The following is a 26716-nucleotide window of genomic DNA, read 5'->3' as shown; positions in this document are numbered from 1 at the left end:
GATGAGATTTCCCATTCCGCAAGGAAGTAAGATCCCTGAAAGATGATCAGGTTGATAGGTCTGAGGTGGAAGTGTGGCGACACATGGAGCTGACAGATACTAATCGATCGAGGACTTAACCACATTTCTAATCATGATGTCACACCTGTTATCTAGTTTTGAGAGAACACTCTCAATTTGTTTGGTGGCGATAGCGAAGAGGTCACACCCGTTCCCATACCGAACACGGAAGTTAAGCTCTTCAGCGCCGATGGTAGTCGGGGGTTTCCCCCTGTGAGAGTAGGACGCCGCCAAGCAAGGTAAAACCCAGCTCATTGAGCTGGGTTTTTTTGTTTTATATCTGTACTGATTTGCTTTCTTCAGTATTCATTTTATCGAGCTTTCTGCTTTTCAAGTTCTCTAATATTTTTAATACTAATACAATCCCCAGCATGATCAACATGAGAGTCGTAAATAACCAAAATGCAGTTTGTACGGGGAACTCATCTAGACTCCATCCGACTGCGATTGGCAGGATAGAACCGCCTAATCCATTGGCAGCGAGCAACATGCTTGTCGTTTGTTCTGTTTTTCCAGGGTAGAATTGATTGGTGATAATTAAAGCAATGGCAAACATACCAGCCATAAATAACCCTAAAAAGAAACACAGAACAAATCCTGCAAAAGCCGTATTACTAATTGCTAAAATACAAAGTGAAATGAGGCCGCCGATGTTAATCAGCCTTAGATAACGATGATAGGTTAGTTTTTCGGAAACCGGGCCAGTCAGTAAACGGCCAATGATCATGCCGATCCAATATATTGTTACCGTCAATGTTGCTAAGGAGTTAGAGATCTCCCACTTTTCAGCGAAGATGGAAGGGATAAAGTGAACAATCGATACTTCACTGCCTCCATAAAAAAAGAAGTAAGCAGCTGCTAAAGAAATAAACAGTAAGCCATGTTTTCGAAAACTGATAGGTGCTTGTTGTTTACCATTGCCCGAAGTGTTTGTTTGACGGATGAGCAAATCGTCTAAACTGCCAAAACTCATTCGGCTCCAAACAAGCATCAAAAGAAATGAACTTAACCCCAAAACAAGAAAGGCCAATGTCCATACATTATTGCTGATTAAGAAACCAGACAGCAACGGCATGAAAAGGGCTCCTAAACCGTACGCTACTTCCATCTTACTCATGGCAATTGCTTGTTTTTCTTTAATTGCTGTTAGGATAATTGTTCCTACACAAGATTCTACGAGTCCGGCGCCAAGTCCAGCCATACTGACAAGAAGAAAAAGCAGAGGCCATGGAGGAAGGAAATAAATAAACAATTCGCAGCTGATCATGGCAAGTCCAATAACAACTACTTTTCTTCGGCCCAATCTCTTTACTGCATAAGGCATTCCCAGTACACCAATTAAAAACCCCATAAATTGCGAAAATACTAATACTCCGCCGTTACTGTAGCTTTGTGCGTAATGGGAAAGCAACTCCGGCAGGACAGCACCGAGGATAACGAGAGTAAAGGCGATTGATCCGTAAGATAAACATCCAATCCACAGTAAACGAGTTTTCATTCATTAATCTCCTTTAATAAAAATAATACTCACCTAGGATTTACATAATAGGACTGGTAGTAAAAATAAGCTTTTTACTCTGTTTGTATTTAGTTTTTTTACAATAAACCCATTTATTTCTATCATAACATATGAAGTTTGAATAGAAACCCTTCATGCAAACGTTAACAAATAGTTAACAATTTTTACTATTTATCTAGTTGACATTAATTTCTAGAATTTATACGATGATTAACGAGTTTTACATATTTTATGAATAGGGGTGTTGGTAGTGGGGACTAAAGAAATTACGAATCCAGACAGTTTGTATTACAAAGTGGATGACGTTGTCATGGAAAGAGGTGAAGGCATCTATTTGTACGATTCAGAGGGCAATGAGTATATTGATTGTGCCTCTGCTACTTTCAACTTAAATTTGGGTTATACCAATAAAGAAGTTATTGATACAGTCAAAGAACAGGCTGACCAGCTGATACACGTCACTTCTTCCTACCAAACCAACGCCGTTAATAAACTAGCTGAAAAACTTGTAGAAATCTCCCCCGACAATCTCACTAAAGTTCACCCTAAGGTTAGCAGCGGCTCTGCTGCGAATGAAGGAGCTATTAAAATGGCTCAAAACTATTCTGGAAAAACAGATGTCATTTCTTTATTCCGAAGCCACCTTGGCCAAACGTATATGATGTCTGCGTTATCCGGAAATTCATTTCGAAGAGAGCCATTCCCCCCTCAGTTTTCTTTTGGCTTACAGGTGCCTGACCCCTATTGCAACCGTTGTTTTTACAATCAGAAGCCAGATTCATGCGGAATGCTTTGTGTAGAAAGAATTAATGATTTTATTGAATATGCGAGTAACGGAAAAATTGCCGCGATGATTATTGAACCGATTTCCGGTAACGGAGGAAACATCGTTCCGCCTAAGGAGTACTTTAAGCAATTAAGAAAGCTCTGTGATGAGCATGATATTGCACTTATTTTTGATGAAATTCAAACCGGATTCGGTCGGACAGGCAAGATGTTTGCCGCTGATTACTTTGATGTGAAACCGAATATGATGACTGTTGCAAAAGGATTGGGAGGCACGGGATTCCAGGTTGCCGCCACCCTCACAGAAGAAAAATACATGGGATTAGCCGGCCACAATCACTCATTTACTTATGGCTCGAACGTGATGGCTTCGGCAGCTGCTTGTAAGACAATCGAAATCATGCAGCGGCCGGGCTTCTTAGAAAATGTAACAACTGTCGGGAATTACATTATGGATTCCTTAGAGCATATGAAGAAAGAATTCACATTTATTGCTGACGTCAGAGGTGTAGGTTTGATGATCGGTGTTGAAATTGTAAAAGAGAATAATGAGCCTGATGTAGAGCTGACCAATTACATTGCGAAACGGGCTATGGATTATGGGTTAATTTTACGGACTTCCCGTTATGGATTCGGAAATGTATTTAAAATCCGTCCGCCTCTCACGATTACATTTAGTGAGGCTGAGGTGCTTTGTTTCAAACTTCGTAAGCTATTGGAGGATATCAAGTGAAAGAATATATTATAGAGCTTGGAAAATTTGTTTATGAAGAAGTGAAGGGACAGAAAGGAACACTGAAAAACCGGTTAGTTAATGGGTATTCCCCAGGCGGAGATGCACAGTTTAACATTGATGCCGCTGCCGAGAATGCAGTGCTGGAATATGTGAATAGCAAAGAGGAATCAGTTGCGTTTTATACGGAAGATGGCGGCCTGAAGGTATTTGGGGACAATCCTCAATATATTTTGATCGTTGATCCGATTGACGGCACCCGCCCGGCAGCTGCAGGACTTGAAATGTCTTGTATCTCTATCGCATTAGCTGCATACAAGCCTGATGCAAAGATTAAGGATATTGAATTTGCTTTTCTGCTTGAGCTGAAAACTGGTGCCTATATGTACGCGGATGTTTATTCTGAAGGGATTTATTATGAAGGCTATCGTGGCACCCTGCCAAATCTGAGCAAAGTGACAGACATTAAACATATGTTCTGGAGCCTTGAGTTTAATGGGCATCCCGCGCACCTGATGATTGATGCGTACGGTCATTTGATTGATCAGTCAGCGAATAATGGCGGCGTATTTGTTTTCAATAGCGCTTCTTATTCAATCTCCAGGATTATTACAGGGCAGATGGATGCCTATGTAGATATCGGCAATCGTTTATTAAAAGATGATCCTGTGCTGCTGAAAGATTTTCAGGATGTGGGGAATGGACAGGTCCTGCATCTGTTTCCATATGATATTGCCGCAAGTGTGTTTTTGGCGAAAAAAGCAGGTGTGGTGATTACTGATGCGTATGGAAAGTCCTTGGATGATACACTTCTGACGGATCTTAGCTACAATAACCAGCAGTCATGCATCGCTGCATCAACGAAGGAGCTGCATCAGAAGCTGCTGGATCAAATTCGCTGGGACAGAAAGGAAGAGACATATGAAAGCGTTGGTCTGGACTCCTAATGATCGGCTTGAAATGCAAGAAGTAGAAGAACCTCAAATCAAAAAAATGAACGATGTGAAAGTTAAAATATACGGGACAGGCATCTGCGGAACGGATTTAAATGTTCTAAAAGGAAAGATGCATGCGACTCACAATATGATCCTAGGACACGAATCTGTGGGAGTGGTGACAGAAACAGGGCCTGATGTTAAAAACGTTAAGCCTGGTGATCGCGTGGTAATTGATCCGACTCAGTTTTGCGGGAAGTGTTATTATTGCCGGAAAGGTTTAACTTGTTATTGTGAAACGTTTGAAGACTGGCAGCTGGGATTAGGGGCGCATGGCACTTTTGCCGATTATTACGTAGGCGAGGACCGTTTTATGTATAAAATCCCGGACAATATGGAATGGGAACGAGCCACTTTAATTGAGCCGCTTTCTTGTGTATTAAATGTGATAGAGCGGGCTGCAATAAAACCTGACGATTCTGTACTTGTATTAGGGTCAGGGCCGATTGGGCTGCTTGTTCAAATGATGGTGAAAAAACTATCAAGGCTGACCGTTGCGACCGAGATCGGAGAGTATCGGTCAGAAGCGGCACGCCGGATATCTGACTATGTTTATCACCCGCAGGATTTAACGGCAGATGAGGTCAGGCGGATTAACCAAGGAAGAACATTTGATGTGATCTTTGACGCGATCGGCAATCAGCTGGATTGGGCATATCCGTTAATTGACAAGGGCGGAAGGCTTGTGCCGATGGGGTTTGATGATACGTATGAAATGAAAATCAGGCCTTTTCAGCTGCTTTCTAACGGGGTGACGATCGTCGGAACCGGAGAGGCTCGGCAGATTATGGAGAATGCGGTATCATGTGCCGCGGACATGCCCCAGCTTTCTGAACTGATTACGGAGAAAACCCCGCTTGAGAACTATGAGGCTGCCATCCAGGAATTGATGGGAATAGATCCGTTGTCAAATGAGAGAAAAGATATTGCCGCAGTTAAAACGATTCTTGTTTCCCATCCGGATATGATATAATGCAGCGAAATGGCTCAAACTTAGTTTGAGCCATATTTTTCTTCAGCATTCACCTTGCGTATTTGAATAAAATTTAATATGATACTCTTTGTATAATAACTCCTTGCCTCAATACAATATACTCAACGTTTCCCCTTTTTCTCCGATCGTTTTCCTTTTCATTTTCTCCCGTAAAATAAAGAAAGCTCCCAATACAACAGATACGGTGCGGATTTATTTTTTAAAAAGGAGTCGTTATATTTGAATAATAGTTTTACATTAAAACAGCAATGGTTCGGAAATATCCGAAAAGACATTCTTGCTGGCATTTTAGTTGCATTAGCGTTAATACCTGAAGCGATTGGCTTTTCTATTATAGCCGGTGTTGATCCGATGGTCGGTCTTTACGCGTCATTTTGTATAGCCATTATTATTTCTATTTTTGGCGGCAGACCAGGCATGATTTCAGCTGCTACTGGCTCAATGGCGGTCGTTATGGTGTCGCTGGTTGCTGATCATGGGCTTCAGTATTTATTTGCGGCTACGATTTTGACAGGAATCATTCAGGTGATTTTAGGCATCAGTAAAATAGCGAGATTAATGAAATTCATCCCGCGTTCTGTGATGATCGGGTTTGTAAATGCGCTGGCGATCCTTATCTTCTCTGCGCAGCTCCCTCAGTTTGAAGGTGCTTCTTGGAGCATGTATGCGATGCTTGCCGGGTCGTTGGTTATTATTTATGTGCTGCCGAGGTTTACGACTGCGGTTCCGTCTCCGCTTGTCGCGATTATTGTGATGACGATTATTGCTGTCACTTTCCATGTGGATGTGCGGACGGTCGGGGATATGGGGAATATTTCTAGTTCATTGCCTCATTTCTTAATCCCGGATGTTCCGTTTACCTTCGAAACACTGCAAATCATTTTTCCTTATTCCATCGCTTTAGCGTTTGTAGGGTTGCTAGAATCTTTACTGACAGCACAGATTATTGATGAGATGACGGACACGGATAGTGACAAAAATAAAGAGAGCCGCGGACAGGGAATTGCGAATATCGTGACCGGGTTCTTTGGCGGTATGGCTGGCTGCGCTATGATCGGACAATCTGTCATTAATACAAAAGCGGGTGGACGAGGACGCTTGTCAGCATTTGTTGCCGGTGCATTTCTGATGTTTTTAATTGCGGTGTTAAGTCAGGTTGTAGTGAAAATTCCGATGGCTGCGTTAGTGGCTGTTATGGTGATGGTTTCTGTCGGCACATTTGATTGGTCTTCTTTAAAAGGCCTCAAAAAAGCGCCGCTCACCGACTCGATTGTCATGGTTGTGACTGTGATGACGGTTGTTGTGACGGATGACTTATCTAAAGGCGTATTCGTCGGCGTTCTCTTAAGTGCCGTGTTCTTTGTGGCAAAAATCTCGAAGCTGAAAATTGTTTCTCATGCAGAGGATCAAAAGCTGAGAACGTATCAAGTGAAGGGGCAAATCTTTTTTGCGTCAGTGACTGATCTTACGAATGCGTTTATTTATCAAGAGGATATTAAACGGGTCGTGATTGACTTAACTGAAGCTCACGTTTGGGATGATTCAGGAGCGGCAGCGCTTGATAAGATTGTTGCGAAATTTAAAGAACAAGGCATTGAAGCTGAGTTAAAAGGTTTGAACAATGCGAGTAAAGCCCTTATGAAACAGATGGCATAAAATAGGGAAGTCCAGATGAACGAGATCTGGGCTTTTTTATATAACATACGGTTGAACAGCATTGATATAATAGAGAGAAGAGAAATTTTAAATAGGGGACTTGCATATGATGCTTCAGAAGCTGAACCGTGTATTGGGGAGAGTGATGCCGCTTTTAACGCCGACTAGTGTGGTGTTGGGCGTGCTGCTGTCTCAGTTTTTAAATGGGTATGAATGGGCTGTGCCTTGGATCTTTGCTTTTATTACGTTTGCAGGCAGTTTGAGCGCTAACTTTCAATCTTTGAGACACGCGTTGTCTCATCCTCTACCTATGATTCTTGCACTATTTGTTCTTCATATTTTTATGCCGCTTTTTGCTTGGGGCAGCGGCCATCTTATTTTTAAAGGCGATCCTTTGACGATCACCGGTTTAACATTGGCTGTTGTGATTCCTACGGGGATTACAAGCTTGATTTGGGCAGCGATGTACAAAGGGAATGTCGGTTTGACGCTTTCAATTATCTTAGTTGATACTGTGCTGTCACCGTTAATCGTACCGCTGAGCCTTTCATTGCTTGCCGGCGCTCAGGTTCATATGGATGTGTGGGGAATGATGAAAGGGCTGATTGTGATGGTCGTGATTCCTTCTTTTCTGGGCATGCTGTTTAATCAGCTGTCATCTCCCGAAAGAACTGCATCTGTGAGCAGTGCGCTGTCACCTTTTTCAAAGCTTTGCCTGATGGCTGTGATTGCGATTAACAGTTCAGCGATTGCCCCTTATTTCAAAGCGGTTGATTTGAGATTTGTAGGTATAGCTATGACGGTTTTCTTTATCGCGTTAACAGGCTATGCCGCTGCTTGGCTGATCGGAAAAATGATGAAAAGGCGCCAGGAGGAAATTGTCTCTCTTATTTTTACGGGCGGCATGAGAAATATCAGTGCCGGCGCAGTTCTTGCCGTTACGTTCTTCCCGTCTCAGGTTGCCGTTCCCGTTGTCATCGGCATGCTGTTTCAGCAGATACTGGCTGCTTTGTTTGGCTATATGCTGAATCGCTTTGAATTAAAACCTGTATTGCAGAAAGCATGAAAAAAACCGCTCATAGGGTTGAGCGGTTTTTTCCGTATAGCCATTTGAGCGCGATGATGAACTGTTGGCAGAAGTGCTTACGGTGGTGCACCGCCCCTTTTTCAATTGAAAGACACAGTTGCTCTTCAGTGAAGCCTTTTTCTTTTAAACTTTGGTGCACTTGCTTTGTATTCTGCAGCATATTCCGCTGAATGGATTGTTTCTCACGGCCTTCGTTACTGCCGACAGACATAAAAACACTTGAAGTGCCGGGCTTTAAAGAAGATAAATGAACGGTTTCCGGTGCGTTCTCGTACCAGTATGAACCTGAGATAGAACCTATTTTTCCAAACACCGACGGGTACTTTAATAAGGCGAACATTGAGATGAGGCCGCCTAATGAGGCACCGATCATTCCTCTTGATTGCGGTTCCCTGGTGACGTTCCAGTTTTCTTCGATAAGCGGAATGAACTGTTTCGTTATATTAGACAGATAGTGGTATCCCATTCCGCCGAAGTCCGGGAACCGATCACTAAGTGATGCAGCCGGCCAAGGCGTGTATTCATTTAGCCGGTTTTCGGGTTCGATACCGATCAGCACGAGTTCAGGCAGCCTTCGCTGTTGAAATGCGCTTTCTAATAATTCGATTTGGTCTTGAAACAAAGAACTGCCATCCTGCACGTAAACAGCAGGAAATGCCCTGCTGCCTGGACTGTAGGAAGGAGGGAGGTACAGCGTGAACCTCCTTTTCCCGGCTTTATGCTCTGAAAGGGATCCGTTCAAGCATTCTCCCCCTTTTTTTGCTTAAAAAGCAGATATAAGAAATAAGGAACACCGAGGATCGCCAAAATGATGCCTGCGGGCACTTCCGCGGGCTGGAAAAACAGTTTTCCGGCAAAGTCTGCGCTTATTACAAGCAGCATGCCGATTAAACCGCTCAGTGGCAGGATGTAGCGGTGTTCGACACCAGCCAGTCTCCGTGAAATATGGGGAGCAATTAAGCCGACAAACGCCATGCTTCCCGCTACGGAGACACAGGCGCTGATGATGGCTACACAGGCAACGAGCAGGATGGTTTTTTCTTTATTTGATGAAATACCGAGGCTTCTGACTGTGTCTTCATCAAAACGAATGGTGTCGAGCAAGCGGGACTTGGCGATAAGAATCGGTATAAACAGCAGCATCCATGGGAGAACGGCTGTGATGTACGTCCAGTTGGCAGACCAGATGCTTCCGTTTTTCCACACCATGGCCATTTGATAGTCTTGCGGGTCCATTTTTAATGATAAAAACAAAGACAGTGCGCTGAATCCTGAATTGATCGCGATTCCTACCAAAATAATTCTTCCTGAATCTAAATTGCCTCTGTGCCATGCAAATATGTAAATCAGGATCGCCGCAATCAGTCCGCCTATCAATCCGAAAAACGGCATTCCCATCGCTGCAGCAACGGATGTCACTTCTTTCTGGCCTTGGAACAAGAGCATGAATGCAACAATCCCGGCTCCCGCCCCTGCGTTGATTCCGAGAATTCCCGGGTCTGCAAGTCCGTTTCGTGTGATGGCCTGGATGACCGCGCCTGCAATGCCAAGACCGAGCCCGATAATGGCTGCCATGACGATCCGCGGCAGTCTTAAATCGAACAGCAAAATTTCATACTGCGGATTCGGATCGATCTGAAAAAGAGTGGAGAGCAGCTCAGCCGGACGAACAGAAAATGATCCGCTCGTTAAGCTGAAATAGCTGACAACGAGAATCAAAGCGATGAACACGGCATATTTTTTAGCCATTTTGCTCCCCTCCTTTTCGTTTAATCAAATAAAGGAAGAAAGGCACGCCGATAATGGATGTCACGACTTCAATCGGTGTTTCAAACGGATAATTGATAAATCTGCTTGCGACATCACACAGGGTTAAAAAGATTCCGCCCAAAATGCAGGAACACGGAATCAGCCTGCTGTAATCAGAGCCGACAAGAAATCTCGTGATATGCGGAACAACCAATCCGACAAACGCTATTTTTCCGGCCAGCGCTACAGCACTGCCGGTTAAAATGATGACTGAGAGCATCGCCATGATTTTAATGGTTTTTTTCTTTTGCCCCAAACTTTTAGAAATGTCGTCACCTAATGATACAGCGGTCACCTTTTTGCTGAGAGAAATGGCCATTACGATGCCAATCAGGAAAAACGGAGCGGCTAGCTTCAGGAAATCAGGACTCATTTGATGAAGTCTGGCGCTGTACCAAAAACTGAGATCTTGTGAAATTTGAAAATAAATCGACATGGCCGCTGATAAACTGCTGAGCAGCATGCTTGTGACTGTGCCGATGATGGCAAGCTGCACGGGGGTAAACCCGTTAGGCATCATGGCGGCAAGGCTAAATACTAACACAGCTCCTAACGCTGAGCCGATAAAAGAGTAAATGATCATTTCAAACGAAGACGATTGCGGGAGCAAAACCATACAAAGCGTGATGATAAACGCGGAACCATCTGAAACGCCCATAATGGAGGGCGAAGCTAAATAATTGCGCGTTATGCCTTGCATAAGCGCTCCAGAAACAGCAAGGGCTGCCCCTATGAGCAGAGCGCCGGCAGCCCTTGGAATCCGGGAATGCCATATAATTTGATGGTCTGTGTTTCCCGGATCGAAATGAATAAGAGATGTAAAAACAATATCTGTGCTTAGATGCTTTGCGCCATATAGGATTGAAAGCATCAGCGATAGTGCAATAGCAAATGGAGAAGTAATCAATATGATACGTGTCCACTGTTTTGAATACATAAAAAAACCTACTCTGAATTAGTTTTGTGTCAATTTTTCAGAAGCCGCTTTCAGGAAGCGGACTTTGCTCCAAGCTGTGCCGCCTTGTGCGAGAGGATCTACTGAGTTGACGTATACATGATCTTCTTTGACTGCTTTAAGGCTTTTCCAGATTGGATTTTTCTCTAAATCTTTTAATGCTTCAGGTTTGTCTGCATTTTCATCATCAGAAAATTGGACGAAGATATGGTCAGGATTCATTTCACTTAATTTTTCTAATGAAATCAGCTCTTGCGCTTTTGCAGCTTTTACTTCATTCGGCGCTTTAAGGCCTAAATCACCATAAAGTGTGGAGTTGAAGTACACCTGTTCAGGGTAAATGTAAATGTTGCCTTGTCTGATTCTGATGACAAGCGCTTTTGAATCTTTTGCTTTTTCATTGATTTTTGTTTTTGTTTCTTTTAGATCTTGTTCATAGTCTGCGATGATTTTTTTCGCCTTTTTCTCTTTTCCAGTCAGCTGGGCAAGCAGCATCATGTTTTCCTTCCAGTTTGAAGAGATGTGAGAAACTGGGATCGTCGTGCCGGCTGTGCTTATTTTTTGCAGTGTTTTTTCTGGGAATTTTGTTGAAGCAAGGATGACGTCTGGCTTCATTTCAAGAATCTTTTCAATGTTTGGCTCCATTTTTTCTCCGGTTGCTTCGGCTTTATCAGTGATGTCTTTGAACATTTCAGGGAATTTGCCGGAGAATGAAATCGCGCCTTGCGGATGAACGTCAAGCAGTTTCGCGTCTTCCATCGATTCAACGCTTCCCGTAATGGCAATTTTGTCTGTCGGTACAGTTACTTCATATGTTTTATCAAGGTATTCAATTTTCTTCTTCTCAGATGCTGTGCCGCTTGCCTTGCTGGCAGTCGATTCGTTTTTGCTGCCGCAAGCTGCCGCCGTAAGCGCGAGAAGCAAGATTAATAAGGTAAGAGATATCTTTTTCATCTATAGAGCCTCCTGTTCAATTGATAACTATTATCAATTGGAATTATAGAGAATGAACAGATATAACACCATGGACAAATTCCATATTTATCATGGACTATCACCGGATAGTAAAGAAATGGTTTGTTGAACGATCCGTTCGTGCCCGCAAGCTGAGTATTCATTCCACGGGTCAAAGGATAGAAGATAAACACGGTTATTCCGCACCGCGCTTAGGTTTTGCCACGCTTCTGTCTGCTGCAATTGCTGGTAATAAGCAATGGTTTCAGGCTCTTTAAATAGAAAAAGCATCATGCAGTCAGCTTGGCAATTTGCGATATTTTCTAACGAAATCGCTTGCTCTGAGGGCGTGTCTGCCGTTTTTGCCGAGCGAAATCCTAAATCTCCAAAGAAGACTTCGCGGACGCTCCGATTATGTGCCAGGTAAAAGTCTTGCTTATGCAGCCTTAAAAAGAGAAAACGCAGCCCTTCGGCGTGCTGAAGTGTTCTTTTGGCGGCCGCCGTCTGCTGGTCATAAGCCGCGAGCCACTTTTCTGCTTCGGTCTCTTCCTTTAAGAATGAAGCTGTTTGCAGAAAGTGAGTTCTCCAGCTTTCTTCTGAAGGAAGATAAATCACTTCTGCAATGCGATTCAGGCGATTTTGTTCTTCAGAAGTAATAGAATCCATGCTCAAAATCACATCTGGTTCAGCCTGAGATAACGTGTGCAGGTTTTCTTTCCACTTTTCATTAAACCGGTATGCGCTGAGCTGGACGGGGATATCTGTCGAATAATGCTGATAATAGTAAGACGTCCATTTTGGATGCAGCGCGGCCGCAAACGGTATGTGATGAAGAGGGATGAGATGTCCCATTGTGCCCCTTCCGTATGCAGCAATTTTTTTTTGGCGTTTTTTCATATAGCTTGTAGGTGAACAGCCTGTATGTTTTTTAAAGATTCTGCTGAAATAAAATTCATCCTGATAGCCGGTTTGATGAGCGATTTCTTTCAATTTGCAGTTTGATCTTGACATGAGCCGTTTTGCTCTGGTGATTCGCGTTTTTGTGATAAATTCTGTTACGCTTTGACCTGTCCATTTTTTAAAGGTTTCGCTGTAGTGTTTGGCGCTGATTCCTGCCATTTGCGACAGCTGGGCAAGTGTAATTTTTGTATCGGCATGGGTTTCGATGTATTGTTTTGTTTTTTCGATTGCTGAATGTGTATCCGTCTGGTCAGCTGAACTGGCAGTGAAGAGGTCATAAATCAGGCTTTGTACTTCAATCACACATTTTAGCTGTGAAAGCTGAGACGATTCATTCCATAGCGCTGCAAGCTCTTGAAGCCGGGCTGTAAGGTTTTCGATATGTGAAACATTCACAAGCTTCAGTTTGGCTAATTCCGTTTCTGTACATGGTGTTAAGATATCTTGCCCGGTTTCCTTTATGTAGCTTTGAAGCCTGATCAGACAGGCATCTATATGTCCTTCGCCTGCGGGCGTAAAGCCGAAGGTCTCGTGAGGCGGACAAACATAAAGCGTCTTTTTTTGCAGAGGACTGATGTTTGTTCCGATCGAAATATGGCCGTTTCCTTTTAAATGAAAGATCAGCACGTATGAATCGGTTAATTGCTGTTCTGAGAAGAGATCACTTGTTTTTTTCAGATATTCAATTTGTATGGGATGATAAATCACTGTATTTTGCAAGAGTAGACCACCTTTTCAGAAACATTCAATTGATAATCATTTTCAATAAGATTGTACCAAATAAATGAAAGTTTTCCTATATAAAGCGGGTGGTTTTTTGTCATGAAAAAACCCTTACTCAGATGTGAAAGTAAGGGTCTTTTGTTCGGTAAGAATATGTTACACGTGTAACATACGATGCTTACGTCTTAATAGATGACATATTTTTTTCTTGTTTTGCTGAATTGTTGGAGTGGTTTTTCATAGCTGTCAATGATGTCTTCAATAGAAGCGCCGTTTTTAATTTTTGTCCTGATCCAGCCGTTGCCTGCCAGTTTATCAAATGAACCTGTTGATAGGAACTCAAAATCCTCAGGATAGAGGTCGTGTATTGTTTTAATGAGTGACAGACCTGTTTTTACTGCTTCAAACTTTTCTCTGTCTGTCACATAGAGCTGCACACCGTGGCAAAGCGTTCCTTGATGTTTAGAAAATGTCGGTGTAAAGGAAGCCGCCCTGAATGTCACGCCCGGCAGATTAAGGCTGTTTAATGCTTCTTCAAGTTCTGTGCTTTTGATAAAGGGAGCCCCAATCAATTCGAATGGCTTTGTCGTTCCCCGCCCTTCGGATATATTCGTTCCTTCAATCAGCCCGGTTGTGGGATAAACAAATGTGCTCTCCACCGTCGGCATGTTAGGTGAAGGGAGGACGAAAGGCAGTCTGGTATCGTCAAAATCCATTTTTCGTTTCCAGTGTTTCATTTTCACCACTGTCAGATCTGCATCAATGTCAAATTCCTTGTTGAATAGTAAAGCCAATTCGCCTATGGTCATTCCGTGCTTTAACGGAATGGGATACAGTCCGACAAATGAGGCGTACTCAGGCTCTAAGATCGGTCCTTCAATATGTTTCCCGCCTTGAGGATTCGGGCGGTCCAGCACCATAAAAGGAATGCCGTTTTCTTTAGCGGCCTCCATTGCGTATGCCATTGTATAAATGTACGTGTAGTAACGGGTCCCGACATCCTGAATGTCAAACATAAGAACATCGACATTTTTCAGCATCTCTGGAGTCGGTTTCTTCGTTTTTCCGTAGAGGCTGTATACAGGAATCCCGGTTTTTTCGTCAATGTAAGAGCCTACTTCGTCTCCCGCCTGAGCGTCGCCGCGGACGCCGTGCTCAGGACCGAATAAAGCTGTCAGCTTGATATCAGGGTTCTCGTAAAGAATATCGACACTGCTTTTCAGAGCTGCGTTTACGCCGGTTGGGTTGGTGATCAATCCAATTCGTTTTCCTTTGAGCTGCTTTTTATAATCCGGGAAAAGCGTATCTATGCCGGTCTGGACTTTAGGTTTTTTAGCCGTTTGATTCCTGGAATCGGGTGATGCTGAGGCAGCTGTTATCGTTCCGAACATCATGAGACCTGTAAGAAAAGCGAATATTGTTTTTCGCATGTGCCCCTCCTTGTTAAAGCCGTTTTCCCGTTTTGATATTTAACCCGTAGCCATATGGGTAAAGGATGTCTCCCGGTTTCGTGACTGTTGGAATGTCAACTGGAAGTGTGCCTTTAGGTTTTGCTTGGCCGAATATCGCCATAACCCCGGCCGGAATATTAGGTTGAAGATAACGCCCGTTTGCGTATCCTTTAAAGCCATAGACAGCAATGAGTGCCTTAGCTTCTTCAAAATTGGCGGCATCATATGGGTTGCGCAGGCTCATTAAGACAAATTGTTTGTTGTGCTGCAGTGCGGCTTTCATCATAGCTCTCGGAAAGACGGTGGCCCATTTGCTTGAATCTGATATGGTGTCGTCGATAACACCGTCGTTAACGACAGGATCATTTTTCACGACGTAGGAGCCAGTAATGATATAATCAGCCTCTTTTACTTGTTTTTCATGCTCGGCATTAAATACTTGGTTGGCAAAATTGACTTTGCTGAGGGACACGGGTTTGATTTTCTTTCGCTTGATGAGATCGCGAATGGTTTGTTCAATCGAAGCAGTTTGTTCTTCGTAAGGCGCGACAATTAAGATTCGGCTGTCTTTTTTAGGTTTGAACGGCAAGGTGTGCTGTTCATTTTTTAATACGGTCACTGCTTTTTCAGCTATTTTTTTCTCGGCTTTCAGGTGACGCTTGCTTCCTACGATTTTCTGGGCTTTCGCTATTTTTTCTTTTAGGCTGTCGTCATTTCGAGCTGGATACATACCGCGTTTTATTTTCAGGGAAATGATTCGTTCAACCGATTTGTTGATTTGATGTACAGGAATGTCTCCGTTTTTCACGGCTTCTTTTAAGGCTTGAATAACACGTGCGAATTTCTGTTCTTCTTTCAGCGAAGTAACTGAGGCAGGCATTAATGCAATATCGACGCCGGCTTTTATAGCCATGACTACCGCATCTTCCTGGCCAAAATGATCTGCAATTGCTTTCATATTGAGAGCATCGGTAACGATGATGCCATCAAAGCCCATTTCCTGACGAAGAAGACCTGTCATCACTTTTTTCGAGAGTGTAGCCGGAACCAAAACGTCCGATCCATCGAGTTTGCTTTTGTATGTGGTGTCGTCAAAGGCAGGAAATTGAACGTGAGCTGTCATTACCATATCAGCACCGGCATCAATTGCTCTTTGAAAAGGATAGAGTTCGACCTCACGAAGCCTTTCTTGATTATGGGAAACGAGCGGCAGTCCGTAATGGCTGTCAACGTCTGTGTCTCCATGTCCCGGGAAATGTTTGAGGGCAGAGGCGATATCTTGCCGCTGCAAACCCTTCATCGTATATAAACCGAGTCGTGCTGTCAGTTCTCGATTGGAGCTGAATGACCGTACGCCGATTACTGGATTATCAGGATTATTATTAATGTCCATAACAGGGCTGAAATCTGTATTAATGCCTAAGGCAGAAAGCTCCTTCCCAATAATGGTGCCGGTCTGATAGGCATTGATTCTGCTTCTGGCTGCGCCCAGCGCCATATTCCCTGGGAAATTAGTGCCCTCCCCTAATCTCGTTACGATGCCGCCTTCCTGGTCAATACTCAGGATCAGCGGGATTTTAGGGCTCGCCTTTTGGTAAGCGTCTGTCAGCTGTACAGTTTGCTTTGTTGTTTTTACATTTTCTGCAAAAAGAATGACGCCGCCGAATTGATATTTTTTGATGAGGCCGGCGACTTCCTCATTCATTTCTGTAAAGGCTTGCGGAGAGGACTCGCCCTCCTTTTGCCAATTTCTGAAATCGGGCATCAGCATCTGGCCGAGTTTTTCATCTAATGTCATGCGATTGACAATCTGCTTGGCGTCGGCTGAGCCACTGGATGAAGTGGCTTTTGTCTGACTGGCGCCGAGAAAACATGAAAGAAAGAGAACGGCTGAAAGGATAAGCGGAAAGACAGGTTTCATAGAAACTTCCTCCTATCGTTGAATCATTCATTCCATCGCTTCATAAATCGCGGTAATGACGCTCCCATAACTGCCTGTTGAAAATTGGTCACCCTCAAACACGTTTGGATTTTCCTCTGGATCAGCTACTGGTGAATGCTTTTTATTTGTTAACAATGCGATGCCTAAATTGTAGGTTGGATCAATGACGGTAACTGTCCCTGTCCAGCCGGTATGCCCGTAAGCTTTTTCGCTGGCATAAGGGCCAAACATCCATTCCATGCTTTTACTTCCGTTTCGTCGCCAGCCAAGTGCGAATGTCGGATCTGTTGCTGAAGGTGCTGTAAATAGGTCGGCTGTTTTTTGATCAAATAAAGAAACGCTGCGGTATGAGCCTTTGTTTAACATGACTTGCAGCAGAATGGCCATATCATCAGCATTTGAGAACAATCCGGCATGGCCGGACACGCCGCCCATTGAGTAAAACGCTTTTTCGTCATGAACTTCTCCTTGCAGCGTGTTTGTGCGGATGTTAGGGAAATGAATAACGCCGTCGCGCGTATTGCCCATACGTTCAGTAGCTGCGAACTGCTTTGGTTTAAAGCCTTTTTGCAGCGGATTGTACATGGTATGTCTCAGTCCCAGCGGCTTGTAAAGTTCTTGCTCCGTGTAGATATCAAGCGGTTTACCGGTGAGTTTTTCGACAATACAGCCGAGGAGCATATATCCGATGTCACTGTATACGTGTTTTGTCCCTGTTACATAATCGAGCGGGATTTTTGTCAAATATTCAATCGTTTTGTCCCGATCCTGAGAATAGTACATGCCGGCTTTTTCCGGCGTGTAAAAGTAAAAGCTTGAGGGGAGCCCGGACTGGTGCTGGAGAACATCGATGACACGAATCTTGTTTTTTCCTTTAATAAGGTCTCCCGGCTGATCTTTGAAATCAGGCAAATATGCAGAAACCTTTTCATAGACGTCGAGTTTTCCTTGGCTGACTAAGCGCTGCAATGCAAAATTAGTTGCGTACATTTTCGTATTTGAGGCTAAGTCAAACATCGTGCGGGTTTTCATTTTTACCGGACGGCGCAGCAGTTCTGATCCTTCGTACTTTTTACTGTAGCCGTATGCTTCTTTTTTTATGATGCGGCCATCCTTCACGACGACAAGAACGGCGCCTGGAAATCCTGCTGCAATATCCCGTTCAATCATCTGATCAACCTTCCTTAGTTTCTTCGACGAGAATTGTGCAGTTTCTGCATTTATGGTTTTTGGCTCAACTTGGTAATCTGCTGTTTGCGCGAAGGTTTCATTTGGCGTCAATATAGATAGGATTAAAATGGCACTGAGTAAGGACAATGTTTTAGTTTTCACAGGCTTGCTCCTTTCCGTGCTTCTATCCCGTTACTATCCCAAAAACAGAAACAATTTAATCGAACTGAGAAGCCATTTCATCTTTATACCCGAATGCGTAGGTCAATAAAAAGCCGGCCGCGTATGAAATAAAGAGCCCGACGATATATAGGATGATTTGTGATGGCAGTACGAGAAAGGAAAGCGGCAGCCCGGAGACACCGATCGCAAAGGTGGCTACCTGAAAATAAGCTTGAAAAGCGCCGCCGATTCCGGCACCTAGGCATGCTGTTAAAAACGGACGGCCGAGCGGCAGCGTGACTCCGAAAATAAGCGGTTCACCAATGCCGAGCAGCCCCGAAGGAAGCCCTCCAGCGATCGCTTTTCTCAATGTTGTTTTTTTCGTTTTCACAAAGATGGCAAAGGCCGCGCCTACCTGTCCTGCACCTCCCATAGCCAGAATAGGGAGCAAAGGATCATTGCCGATTGAATTGATCAGTTCCATGTGCACAGGCGTCAAGCCTTGATGCAGTCCGGTCACGACGAGAGGAAGGAAGGTTGCGCCCAGAATAAAGCCTGCAGCGATGCCGCCGATGTCCAGGATGGACAGAAGGCCAGATGTAATGGCATCAGAAATGAAGCCGCCTAAAGGCATAAATACGACATATGTGACGATTCCGGTTATTAATAGTGAAACGGTTGGGGTGACAATGATATCGAGAGATTGAGGAATAAAACGGCGGATAAATTGTTCGGTGTAAGCAATGAATATGGCTGCGAAAAGAACTCCGATCAGACCTCCCCTGCCCGGAAGAAGCTGTTCTCCGAATAAACTGATCTTTGCGATCTCCGGATTAATAATCAAGATCCCTGCCAGAGCCCCAAGAGCGGGTGTACCGCCAAATTCTTTCGATGCGTTAATTCCGACGAGGATGCCGAGATATGTGAACAGTCCTGATCCGATGACTGTCAGGATAACAGCGATTTGTGATTCTGCAGAGAGCCATCCGGCTTGTATAATTGCTTTGGTAATCCCAGTGATTAAACCGGAAGCGACGAGTGCGGGAATAAGAGGGATAAAGATGCTGGCAATTTTACGTAAGAATAGTTTAAAAGGAGTGGCGTTTTTCCGATTTATATCTGCTTTCTTTTTGGCAGCTGCTTCTTTGACATCGACACCTTCTTCTTCTGACACGAGCTTTGAGAAAGCGGCTGTGACATGATTGACGACTCCGGTGCCGAGGATGATTTGTAAGGTTTCAGCTTCAACGACTCCTAATACGCCGTCCAGATCTCTTAAGGCCTGAATATCTGTTTTGTTTTCATCGTAAGGCGTAATACGTAGGCGTGTCATGCAATGAGTATATGAGGAAATATTGGATTTTCCTCCGCATAGCTCAAGGATTTTCTTTGCGAGATGATTGTAGTTATTATCTTTGCTCATCAAAACCCCTCCTCTTCAAGATGTCTTATTTTTTTCTCATAGATTGTATGGCTGCTCTCGTTTTATCGATATAGCCGGTTGTTTCTTCATACTGCTCAGCGGCCATGCCTAAAAACAAAACATCAATCATAAAAAGCTGAGCGAGGCGGGAGGAAGTGGCTGCACTTCGAATCAGGGCTTCGTTGGAATGTGCTGTGTACAACGGGACATCAGCCAGCGCAGAGACGGATGTCTGACTGAATTGTGTGAGGCTGATCGTTGTGATGCCTTTTTCCTTAGCCATGGTGAGCAGTTCAATGATTTCCTGCGTCTCTCCCGAAAACGAAATGGCGAATACGATGTCATCCTTATCTGCATTTGCGATTAAAGATGCTACAAGGTGAGTGTCTGAGAACGCGGTAGCTTGTTTATGAATGCGAAGCCATTTTTGCTGGGCGTCCTTGGCGACAATGCCGGAAGCCCCGACGCCAATAAAATGCACAGTATGAGCTTTGAGAAGCAGAGAAACCGCTCGTTCCAGCTCTTTGTAGTCCATCAGGTCTGAAGTATCCTGAATGGCCTGAATGGCATTGCCGGCTGTCTTTTCAGAAATGGAGTGTAGCGGTTCGTGGGGAGAAATGTCCCGGTAGCCTTGTAAAGTAGGCTTTGCCAGATCCCCTGCTACTCTCATTTTTAAATCTTGAAATCCCTTTAATCCGAGTGATTTGCAGAGCCTGATGACGGCAGCGTCACTTGAATTGGCTAAGGCGCTGATTTCACTGACAGTGCTTTCTATTGCTTTGTGGGGATGAGTTAGGATGTAATCTGCAAGTTTACGCTCGGATGGAGGGAGCTTGTGCTTCATTGATTGGATGATGGCTAAACCGCCTGCTGCCATTCTTGTCTCTCCTTATCATGAATGGTAATTTTCGATTGCTTTGTCTATAAAACCGTTTGCTTCATTAAGCAATGTCTTAGCTTGTTCCTGATCTGTACGTGTTTTGAGCATGACGATTGCCGTTTTGACGTGATGATCGGCTTGTTCCAGTGTATTTCTGGCTGTGTCGTATGAAGCGTTTGTGAGGCTTTGGATGATGCTGATGGCACGTTCTTTCAGTTTTTTGTTGCTGACGTTGACGTCCACCATCAAGTTTTCGTAAACCTTGCCGATTTTGACCATTACTGCGGTGGATATCATGTTTAGAATCATTTTATGAGCGGTTGCGGCTTTCATACGTGTTGATCCTGTAATGGCCTCAGGTCCGACGACAACCTCAATGCTGTGATCCGCATCCTTGCTGATGGCGGAATTTTCATTACAAGTAAGGGCGATGGTGTGTGCTCCGACTTTGCGGGCGTATGTTAGGGCGCCTGAGGCATAGGGTGTGCGCCCGCTTGCTGCGATGGCAATGACGGTGTCGTTTGAAGTAAGTTGTATGTTTTTTAAATCTTCAGCTCCTGCTTCTTCACTGTCTTCAATGCCCTCTGCTGCCTGCAAAAATGCTTTGGGGCCTCCAGCCATGATTCCGATGACCTGATCTGAGCTTACGCTGTAGGTGGGAGGACATTCAACAGCATCCATGACACCGAGTCTGCCGCTTGTGCCGGCGCCTGTGTATATGAGGCGGCCTCCATTTTGAAACGAGTCGTACGCGCAGTCTACAGCTGTTTTAATATCGGGGAGAACCTGCTGAACGGCGGCAGCAACTTTCAAATCTTCGTTATTAATCATTTTGAGGATGCCGAGCGTGTTTGCTTTGTGGATTTCCGCTGTTTGGCTATTACGTGATTCCGTTGTAAGACGGTGAAGGTTTAATGGTTCTGACATGAGGATGCCCCCCTGTTTAAAAATAATATATCTTATTATTCAGTATATTCATTTCTGTCATGATATTTCAACTATGTTTTTGTATTTTTGAAATTTTATTTCATACAAGACTATAAGAAATAATGAAGAATCAGCTGTTCCCCGAGCGGCCCGATTCTTCGCCGTCCTTTATCAAGGAACCCGCTTTTCATATAAAGGTGCTTTGCTCGTGTGTTCAGGTGATTGACGGCCAAGATGATTTCATCGCACCATGGAAAATAACCGCTCACAAAAGAGGGAAGCTGAAGCATTGCTTTTTTGGCATAGCCTTTTCCGTGATGCATAGCATTTAAAGACAGGGAACTGAGCAGTAAAGCAAATGGATTGTTAGAATAGGGTGCAAGCGTTTCTTTTGATGTATGTAAAATGAAAAAACCGACTGGCAGATCGTCTTTTAAGATGACAACTGGATATCGGTCCTGTATGCCCAGGGCCTGAGTCAGCACCTCTTTGGGGAGAGAGGTAAAACGTTTGTCATCGTTATTTAGCGTGAATGATTGAAGCTCCGGCAAATGTTCAGGCTTATAGAAGGATAAAGAAATGTCTTGAGTCATGTGGCGGCCTCCTTACAATATGTCGTCTAGCTGGTTTTCTGAAATGACGCGGTAGCCCGCTTGTTTTAGCAGTGCGGCAGTCACTCCGCTGCCGGCGATTTTTTTGCCAGAGAATGTGCCGTTATAGATAAAACTGCTTCCGCACGATGGGCTGTTTTCTTTTAATATGACGGCAGAGGCATTGATTTCTTTTGCGTAAGCTAATGTTTTAGCGGCGCCTTCCATATATAATTCTGTTACATCTTCTCCTGAAGCTGTCACGATTTTCGCGGTTCCATTGAGAACATCCTCGCCTTTGCCTCCGATGATCTCCGCAGGTTCGCGGGGAGTTGAGAAGCCGCCGAGAAGCTCGGGGCATGCCATAACTGCTTTATTTTCTTCGACGAGTTTTCTGATTTTCTCCGATGCGGCATGAGAGCCGTTGTATCTGCATTCAATGCCGCCAAGGCAAGAACTGACTAGAATCATATTGGTTTCTCCTCTCTTGATTTGTTTGTCTCTATCATAAAAGAAATGATAAATGTTGGGAGGCTTTTTCAGTTAAAAAAGGAGTTAAAAAGTTTGAAAATAAAAAATTTAATTTTCCTCTTTACAAACAGGGGGTAACCTGTATATAATAACTTTTGTCAGCTCGACGAGAACACAAACGGCCCGTTGGTCAAGCGGTTAAGACACCGCCCTTTCACGGCGGTAACACGGGTTCGAATCCCGTACGGGTCACCATTTGGAGGATTAGCTCAGCTGGGAGAGCATCTGCCTTACAAGCAGAGGGTCGGCGGTTCGAGCCCGTCATCCTCCACCATCTTGCCGGTGTAGCTCAATTGGTAGAGCAACTGACTTGTAATCAGTAGGTTGGGGGTTCAAGTCCTCTTGCCGGCACTCTTTTCTTACATCTATATGGAGGGGTAGCGAAGTGGCTAAACGCGGCGGACTGTAAATCCGCTCCCTCAGGGTTCGGCAGTTCGAATCTGCCCCCCTCCACCATTATTGGGCTATAGCCAAGCGGTAAGGCAACGGACTTTGACTCCGTCATGCGTTGGTTCGAATCCAGCTAGCCCAGTCACAGACACCTTTGACCAAAAGGTGTCTTTTTTTCTTTTTAAAATCATTCCGATTTCTAACTGTTCAGTCTGTATAGTAATTTTAAAAATATGTTAAGGTAGTTTATTCACGAATTACCATCTACACCCTGCCAAAAATTTGATAAACTTATTTTATAAAAAAGTTGAAACCTTTTGAAACGAAGCTCGTATACATACAGACCGGTGAAGGCAGAGGTTAGATAAATATGGAAATGATGATTAAAAAGAGAATTAAGCAAGTCAAAAAAGGCGACCAAAATGCATTTGCGGACATCGTAGATATTTACAAGGATAAAATTTATCAGCTTTGCTACCGTATGCTTGGCAATGTGCATGAGGCGGAGGATATTGCACAGGAGGCTTTCATCAGAGCGTACGTTAATATCGACAGTTTTGATATTAACCGGAAATTTTCAACTTGGCTTTATCGAATCGCGACCAATTTGACCATTGACCGCATTCGCAAAAAGAAGCCTGATTATTACCTCGATGCAGAGGTGGCTGGTACGGAAGGCTTGACCATGTATTCACAAATCGCCGCAGATGGGGTTTTGCCTGAAGATGCAGTAGTGTCGCTGGAGCTCTCAAGCACGATTCAGCAGAAGATTTTAAAGCTTCCTGACAAATACAGAACAGTCATCGTATTAAAGTATATTGACGAACTCTCATTAATTGAAATCGGCGAGATTCTGAACATTCCTGTGGGGACTGTAAAAACGCGGATTCACAGAGGCAGAGAGGCTCTCAGAAAACAATTAAGGGATCTTTAAGTGGGGTGATGAAATGAGCTGTCCTGAACAAATTGTGCAGCTTATGCATATGCATCTTGATGGAGATATCCTTCCAAAAGATGAAGACGTATTAAAGGAACATCTTGAGACATGCGAGAAATGCAGAAAGCATTTTTATGAGATGGAAAAATCCATAGCGCTCGTCCGGAGCACATCGCATGTTGAAGCCCCCGCGAATTTTACCGCTAACGTCATGGCAAAATTGCCTAAGGAGAAGAAAAGAGCTTCTGTGAAAAGATGGTTCAGATCCCATCCCGTTATCGCAGCTGCTGCGGTATTCATCATTTTGATGGGCGGAGGTTTTTTAAACAGCTGGCATAATGACCACAATTTCAGCGTGTCCAAGCAGCCGAATCTTGTGGTGCATAACAACACTGTGATCGTGCCTGAAGGTGAGACGGTCAAAGGTGATGTCACTGTTAAAAACGGCAAGCTGATTATTAAAGGAAAAATAGACGGGGATGTAACCGTCGTAAACGGCGAAAAGTATATGGCCTCTGCTGGACAAGTCACCGGTCAGATTGAAGAAATCAATCAATTATTCGACTGGACATGGTACAAAATGAAGTCTGCGGGGAAAAGTGTACTCCATGCATTAGATCCAAATGGAAAAGAGTAAAGCGCGTCAGTCGCTTTGCTCTTTTTTTACGGGCTGAGAGGGCGGGCACATTTCACTTGCTAAATCGAAATGTGGTATAATGGGCTCGCTATGTAAAGTACATATGCGTAACACGTAAAACACAAAATACGAAATGACTGAAATCTTGGAGGACGAGGAAATGGCTTTTGAGGATATCCCTTTTTTGCAGTACCTCGGCAATGCCGTTGATATTCTCCTTGTTTGGTATGTGATATATAAATTGATTATGGTGATACGCGGCACGAAAGCGGTTCAGCTGTTAAAAGGAATTGTAGTAATCGTGCTTGTCCGTATGGCCAGCCAATACTTGGGCCTCAGCACGCTTCAATGGCTGATGGACCAAGCGATAACATGGGGATTTTTAGCAATTATTATTATTTTTCAGCCTGAGCTGAGAAGAGCGCTTGAACAGCTTGGCCGCGGCCGCTTTTTTTCAAGGAGCGGCACGCCTGTAGAGGAAGCGCAGCAGAAAACGATTGAGGCAATCACAAAGGCGATCAATTATATGGCGAAACGCCGTATAGGCGCCCTGCTGACCATTGAGCGGGATACTGGAATGGGGGATTATATTGAGACCGGCATACCATTGAATGCCAAGGTCAGCTCTGAGCTGCTGATCAATATTTTTATTCCGAACACTCCGCTTCATGACGGTGCGGTGATTATGAAGAATAATGAAATTGCCGCTGCCGCTTGTTATCTGCCGCTTTCGGAGAGCCCGTTTATTTCAAAAGAACTGGGTACGCGGCACAGAGCGGCTGTCGGCATTAGTGAAGTAACAGACAGTTTGACGATTATTGTGTCTGAAGAGACCGGCGGCGTCAGTGTGGCGAAGAACGGCGACCTTCACAGAGAGCTGACGGAAGAAGCGCTGAAAGAAATGCTTGAAGCCGAGTTTAAGAAAAACACCAGAGACACTTCTTCTAACCGCTGGTATTGGAGGGGCAAGAAAAATGGATAAATTCTTAAACAACCGCTGGGCTGTGAAAATCGTTGCTCTGCTTTTCGCGCTCTTGCTTTATGTGGCGGTTAACAGCAATCAAGCACCGACTCCGAAAAAACCGGGTGAATCTTTCTTTCCGACATCAACAATTGATGAAGCAACACTGACCGATATACCGGTCAAAGCGTATTATGATGATGAAAATTACGTCGTGACAGGTGTCCCGCAAACGGTTAATGTCACGATAAAAGGCTCGACAAGCGCCGTGAAAAAGGCTAGGCAGACAAAGAACTTTGAAATTTATGCCGACATGGAAAATTTAAAAACCGGCACACATAAGGTCGAGCTTAAGGCCAAAAACGTGTCGGATGGGCTGACAATCTCGATCAATCCGTCTGTTACGACAGTGACCATTCAAGAACGGACGACCAAAAGCTTTCCCGTAGAAGTGGAGTACTACAATAAAAACAAGATGAAAAAAGGCTATTCTCCGGAGCAGCCGATTGTCAGTCCGAAAAATGTGCAGATTACGGGATCTAAAAATGTGATTGATAACATTTCTCTTGTGAAAGCTTCAGTGAATTTGGAAAACGCAGATGAAACGATTGAAAAGGAAGCGAAAGTAACTGTTTATGATAAAGACGGAAACGCGCTTCCTGTCGACGTGGAGCCCTCGGTCATCAAGATTACCGTTCCGGTGACAAGCCCGAGTAAAAAAGTGCCTTTTAAAATTGAACGGACAGGAAGCCTTCCTGACGGTGTCAGCATAGCGAATATTGAATCCAGCCCCAGTGAGGTAACAGTTTACGGCTCTCAGGATGTGTTGGATTCTCTTGAATTTATTGACGGCGTCAGCTTAGATTTAAGCAAAATTAACAAGGATTCCGATATCGAGGCAGACATCCCGCTTCCTGATGGCGTCAAAAAAATCTCGCCGTCAAAGGTGATTTTGCATATTGAAGTTGATAGTGAAGCGGATCAAAAATTTGAGAATGTTCCTATTAAGACTATAGGGCTGAGCAGCTCTCAAAACATTGAGTTTCTAGATCCTGAATCGCAGGCGATAGACGTGACGGCTAAAGGCTCTCCCGCTAATATAAAAAGCCTGAAGAAATCTGATATTGAATTATATGTGAATGTTTCAGATTTAGATGATGGGGAGCATAGCGTGAAGCTTGAAGTAAATGGGCCTCAAAATGTAACCTGGTCCTTGGGGCAGAAAAACGCCAAAATCAAGCTGACGTCCAAAAAAAGCAATACATCGACTAATGATAACAGTGGCAATACATCAGGAAATCAGGATGACACAGATAAACAAACGAATGATCAAGATAACAAGCAGCAAGAAGATACAACGAACACTGATAAAGACAGCAATGATCAAAAACAAGACGAAAATAAAGATCAAAACCAAGATCAGGATGAGGACGAATCCACTGCGGATTCACAATCCTCATCGGAATAAAAAAGGAGCGATTATA

General features: G+C 44.1%; 23 protein-coding genes, 5 tRNA genes and 2 rRNA genes. 16 read left to right on the top strand and 14 right to left on the bottom strand.

All coding sequences use genetic code 11. The annotated features are described in order from the left end of the window. Together LWH95_RS03955 and rrf are read left to right on the top strand one after the other, a co-directional pair. Positions 1–123 (top strand): 23S ribosomal RNA (locus LWH95_RS03955); the annotation flags it as partial. Between the two features lie 57 nt (positions 124–180). Then, positions 181–296 (top strand): 5S ribosomal RNA (gene rrf, locus LWH95_RS03950). A 38-nt stretch (positions 297–334) separates the two neighbouring features. Here the strand turns inward: rrf and LWH95_RS03945 are convergent. Further along, positions 335–1558, bottom strand: coding sequence for an MFS transporter (locus tag LWH95_RS03945; protein WP_232918996.1), 1224 nt, complete (start codon positions 1556–1558; stop codon positions 335–337). A 271-nt stretch (positions 1559–1829) separates the two neighbouring features. Here LWH95_RS03945 and LWH95_RS03940 point away from each other — a divergent pair, with 271 nt between their 5' ends. The 5 genes from LWH95_RS03940 to LWH95_RS03920 all read left to right on the top strand — a co-directional run bounded on the left by LWH95_RS03940 (position 1830) and on the right by LWH95_RS03920 (position 7809). Further along, entirely contained in the window at positions 1830–3098 is a 1269-nt protein-coding gene (locus tag LWH95_RS03940; protein ID WP_232918995.1) for an aspartate aminotransferase family protein, read from the top strand. After that, positions 3095–4045, top strand: a complete 951-nt coding sequence (locus LWH95_RS03935) for an inositol monophosphatase family protein (protein ID WP_133488717.1) — start codon at positions 3095–3097, stop codon at positions 4043–4045. Before LWH95_RS03940 ends, LWH95_RS03935 begins: the two co-directional genes overlap by 4 nt. Then, the gene (locus tag LWH95_RS03930) at positions 4020–5066 is read left to right on the top strand and encodes a zinc-dependent alcohol dehydrogenase (RefSeq protein WP_133488715.1); all 1047 of its coding nucleotides are present in this window, start codon (positions 4020–4022) and stop codon (positions 5064–5066) included. Before LWH95_RS03935 ends, LWH95_RS03930 begins: the two co-directional genes overlap by 26 nt. Before the next feature lie 240 nt (positions 5067–5306). Continuing rightward, positions 5307–6743 carry a SulP family inorganic anion transporter gene (locus LWH95_RS03925; RefSeq protein ID WP_133488713.1) on the top strand — a complete coding sequence of 479 codons (1437 nt, stop codon included), beginning with the start codon at positions 5307–5309 and terminating at the stop codon, positions 6741–6743. A gap of 145 nt (positions 6744–6888) precedes the next feature. After that, complete coding sequence (locus LWH95_RS03920) at positions 6889–7809, top strand: bile acid:sodium symporter family protein (protein WP_080030901.1); 921 nt, start codon at positions 6889–6891, stop codon at positions 7807–7809. A gap of 10 nt (positions 7810–7819) precedes the next feature. Here LWH95_RS03920 and LWH95_RS03915 read toward each other — a convergent pair whose 3' ends face one another. The 13 genes from LWH95_RS03915 to LWH95_RS03855 form a co-directional block, all read right to left on the bottom strand. Continuing rightward, positions 7820–8572 (bottom strand): alpha/beta hydrolase, encoded by a 753-nt coding sequence (locus LWH95_RS03915; protein WP_133488711.1) that lies wholly within the window; start codon positions 8570–8572, stop codon positions 7820–7822. Then, a complete protein-coding gene (gene feuC, locus LWH95_RS03910) occupies positions 8569–9579 on the bottom strand; it encodes an iron ABC transporter permease FeuC (RefSeq protein ID WP_133488709.1) in 1011 nt (336 codons plus the stop codon). The genes LWH95_RS03915 and feuC overlap by 4 nt, the downstream gene beginning before the upstream one ends. Beyond that, positions 9572–10576 (bottom strand): FecCD family ABC transporter permease, encoded by a 1005-nt coding sequence (locus LWH95_RS03905; RefSeq protein WP_003241480.1) that lies wholly within the window; start codon positions 10574–10576, stop codon positions 9572–9574. Before LWH95_RS03905 ends, feuC begins: the two co-directional genes overlap by 8 nt. A gap of 18 nt (positions 10577–10594) precedes the next feature. Beyond that, complete coding sequence (gene feuA / locus LWH95_RS03900; RefSeq protein ID WP_060397806.1) at positions 10595–11548, bottom strand: iron ABC transporter substrate-binding protein FeuA; 954 nt, start codon at positions 11546–11548, stop codon at positions 10595–10597. Between the two features lie 90 nt (positions 11549–11638). Continuing rightward, positions 11639–13228 carry a bacillibactin transport transcriptional regulator Btr gene (gene btr, locus LWH95_RS03895; RefSeq protein ID WP_133488707.1) on the bottom strand — a complete coding sequence of 530 codons (1590 nt, stop codon included), beginning with the start codon at positions 13226–13228 and terminating at the stop codon, positions 11639–11641. A gap of 188 nt (positions 13229–13416) precedes the next feature. Further along, positions 13417–14661 (bottom strand): exo-beta-N-acetylmuramidase NamZ family protein, encoded by a 1245-nt coding sequence (locus LWH95_RS03890; protein ID WP_232918994.1) that lies wholly within the window; start codon positions 14659–14661, stop codon positions 13417–13419. A gap of 13 nt (positions 14662–14674) precedes the next feature. Then, positions 14675–16603 (bottom strand): glycoside hydrolase family 3 protein, encoded by a 1929-nt coding sequence (locus tag LWH95_RS03885; RefSeq protein ID WP_133488702.1) that lies wholly within the window; start codon positions 16601–16603, stop codon positions 14675–14677. 27 nt (positions 16604–16630) lie between these two features. Further along, positions 16631–17956, bottom strand: a complete 1326-nt coding sequence (gene pbp4b, locus LWH95_RS03880) for a penicillin binding protein PBP4B (protein ID WP_133488700.1) — start codon at positions 17954–17956, stop codon at positions 16631–16633. A gap of 55 nt (positions 17957–18011) precedes the next feature. Continuing rightward, positions 18012–19379 carry a PTS transporter subunit EIIC gene (locus LWH95_RS03875; RefSeq protein WP_133488698.1) on the bottom strand — a complete coding sequence of 456 codons (1368 nt, stop codon included), beginning with the start codon at positions 19377–19379 and terminating at the stop codon, positions 18012–18014. A 25-nt stretch (positions 19380–19404) separates the two neighbouring features. Then, positions 19405–20256 (bottom strand): MurR/RpiR family transcriptional regulator, encoded by an 852-nt coding sequence (locus tag LWH95_RS03870; RefSeq protein ID WP_003241465.1) that lies wholly within the window; start codon positions 20254–20256, stop codon positions 19405–19407. A 15-nt stretch (positions 20257–20271) separates the two neighbouring features. Beyond that, entirely contained in the window at positions 20272–21186 is a 915-nt protein-coding gene (gene murQ, locus LWH95_RS03865; RefSeq protein ID WP_119913306.1) for an N-acetylmuramic acid 6-phosphate etherase, read from the bottom strand. 110 nt (positions 21187–21296) lie between these two features. Beyond that, on the bottom strand, positions 21297–21779 hold the full coding sequence (locus LWH95_RS03860) for a GNAT family N-acetyltransferase (RefSeq protein WP_019257306.1): 483 nt from the start codon (positions 21777–21779) through the stop codon (positions 21297–21299). A 12-nt stretch (positions 21780–21791) separates the two neighbouring features. Then, a complete protein-coding gene (locus LWH95_RS03855; protein ID WP_003241460.1) occupies positions 21792–22247 on the bottom strand; it encodes a DUF523 domain-containing protein in 456 nt (151 codons plus the stop codon). Positions 22248–22427: 180 nt separating this feature from the next. Between LWH95_RS03855 and LWH95_RS03850 the strand changes: the two genes are divergently transcribed. The 9 genes from LWH95_RS03850 (at position 22428) to cdaR (ending at position 26700) form a co-directional block, all read left to right on the top strand. Beyond that, positions 22428–22502: transfer RNA gene (locus LWH95_RS03850), tRNA-Glu, on the top strand. Between the two features lie 3 nt (positions 22503–22505). Further along, a tRNA-Val gene (locus tag LWH95_RS03845) sits at positions 22506–22581 on the top strand. Positions 22582–22585: 4 nt separating this feature from the next. Next, positions 22586–22658: transfer RNA gene (locus LWH95_RS03840), tRNA-Thr, on the top strand. A gap of 20 nt (positions 22659–22678) precedes the next feature. Then, positions 22679–22763: transfer RNA gene (locus LWH95_RS03835), tRNA-Tyr, on the top strand. 4 nt (positions 22764–22767) lie between these two features. Further along, a tRNA-Gln gene (locus LWH95_RS03830) sits at positions 22768–22839 on the top strand. 228 nt (positions 22840–23067) lie between these two features. After that, positions 23068–23631 (top strand): RNA polymerase sigma factor SigW, encoded by a 564-nt coding sequence (gene sigW / locus LWH95_RS03825; protein ID WP_003241457.1) that lies wholly within the window; start codon positions 23068–23070, stop codon positions 23629–23631. Positions 23632–23644: 13 nt separating this feature from the next. Then, complete coding sequence (gene rsiW / locus LWH95_RS03820) at positions 23645–24271, top strand: anti-sigma-W factor RsiW (RefSeq protein ID WP_003241455.1); 627 nt, start codon at positions 23645–23647, stop codon at positions 24269–24271. Between the two features lie 160 nt (positions 24272–24431). Beyond that, a complete protein-coding gene (cdaA, locus tag LWH95_RS03815) occupies positions 24432–25253 on the top strand; it encodes a diadenylate cyclase CdaA (protein ID WP_003223651.1) in 822 nt (273 codons plus the stop codon). Further along, positions 25246–26700: a CdaA regulatory protein CdaR gene (gene cdaR, locus LWH95_RS03810; RefSeq protein ID WP_232918993.1), complete on the top strand. Its 1455-nt coding sequence runs from the start codon at positions 25246–25248 to the stop codon at positions 26698–26700. The genes cdaA and cdaR overlap by 8 nt, the downstream gene beginning before the upstream one ends. Positions 26701–26716 lie beyond the last annotated feature (16 nt).

It is taken from the genome of Bacillus sp. G16 (assembly GCF_021282335.1).
Taxonomy (GTDB): Bacteria; Bacillota; Bacilli; order Bacillales; family Bacillaceae; genus Bacillus; species Bacillus inaquosorum.
The sequence above is the reverse complement of the archived record's forward strand: the minus strand, read 5'-3'. Positions and strand labels throughout refer to the sequence as shown.

Bases quoted from the DNA above. Each gene is read 5' to 3' on its own strand.
- LWH95_RS03945 (WP_232918996.1), bottom strand. From the start codon at position 1,558: ATGAAAACTCGTTTACTGTGGATTGGATGTTTATCTTACGGATCAATC.
- LWH95_RS03930 (WP_133488715.1), top strand. From the start codon at position 4,020: ATGAAAGCGTTGGTCTGGACTCCTAATGATCGGCTTGAAATGCAAGAA.
- LWH95_RS03920 (WP_080030901.1), top strand. From the start codon at position 6,889: ATGCCGCTTTTAACGCCGACTAGTGTGGTGTTGGGCGTGCTGCTGTCT.
- feuC (WP_133488709.1), bottom strand. From the start codon at position 9,579: ATGGCTAAAAAATATGCCGTGTTCATCGCTTTGATTCTCGTTGTCAGC.
- LWH95_RS03905 (WP_003241480.1), bottom strand. From the start codon at position 10,576: ATGTATTCAAAACAGTGGACACGTATCATATTGATTACTTCTCCATTT.
- feuA (WP_060397806.1), bottom strand. From the start codon at position 11,548: ATGAAAAAGATATCTCTTACCTTATTAATCTTGCTTCTCGCGCTTACG.
- LWH95_RS03890 (WP_232918994.1), bottom strand. From the start codon at position 14,661: ATGCGAAAAACAATATTCGCTTTTCTTACAGGTCTCATGATGTTCGGA.
- LWH95_RS03885 (WP_133488702.1), bottom strand. From the start codon at position 16,603: ATGAAACCTGTCTTTCCGCTTATCCTTTCAGCCGTTCTCTTTCTTTCA.
- LWH95_RS03875 (WP_133488698.1), bottom strand. From the start codon at position 19,379: ATGAGCAAAGATAATAACTACAATCATCTCGCAAAGAAAATCCTTGAG.
- LWH95_RS03870 (WP_003241465.1), bottom strand. From the start codon at position 20,256: ATGGCAGCAGGCGGTTTAGCCATCATCCAATCAATGAAGCACAAGCTC.
- murQ (WP_119913306.1), bottom strand. From the start codon at position 21,186: ATGTCAGAACCATTAAACCTTCACCGTCTTACAACGGAATCACGTAAT.
- LWH95_RS03860 (WP_019257306.1), bottom strand. From the start codon at position 21,779: ATGACTCAAGACATTTCTTTATCCTTCTATAAGCCTGAACATTTGCCG.
- LWH95_RS03855 (WP_003241460.1), bottom strand. From the start codon at position 22,247: ATGATTCTAGTCAGTTCTTGCCTTGGCGGCATTGAATGCAGATACAAC.
- sigW (WP_003241457.1), top strand. From the start codon at position 23,068: ATGGAAATGATGATTAAAAAGAGAATTAAGCAAGTCAAAAAAGGCGAC.
- rsiW (WP_003241455.1), top strand. From the start codon at position 23,645: ATGAGCTGTCCTGAACAAATTGTGCAGCTTATGCATATGCATCTTGAT.
- cdaA (WP_003223651.1), top strand. From the start codon at position 24,432: ATGGCTTTTGAGGATATCCCTTTTTTGCAGTACCTCGGCAATGCCGTT.
- cdaR (WP_232918993.1), top strand. From the start codon at position 25,246: ATGGATAAATTCTTAAACAACCGCTGGGCTGTGAAAATCGTTGCTCTG.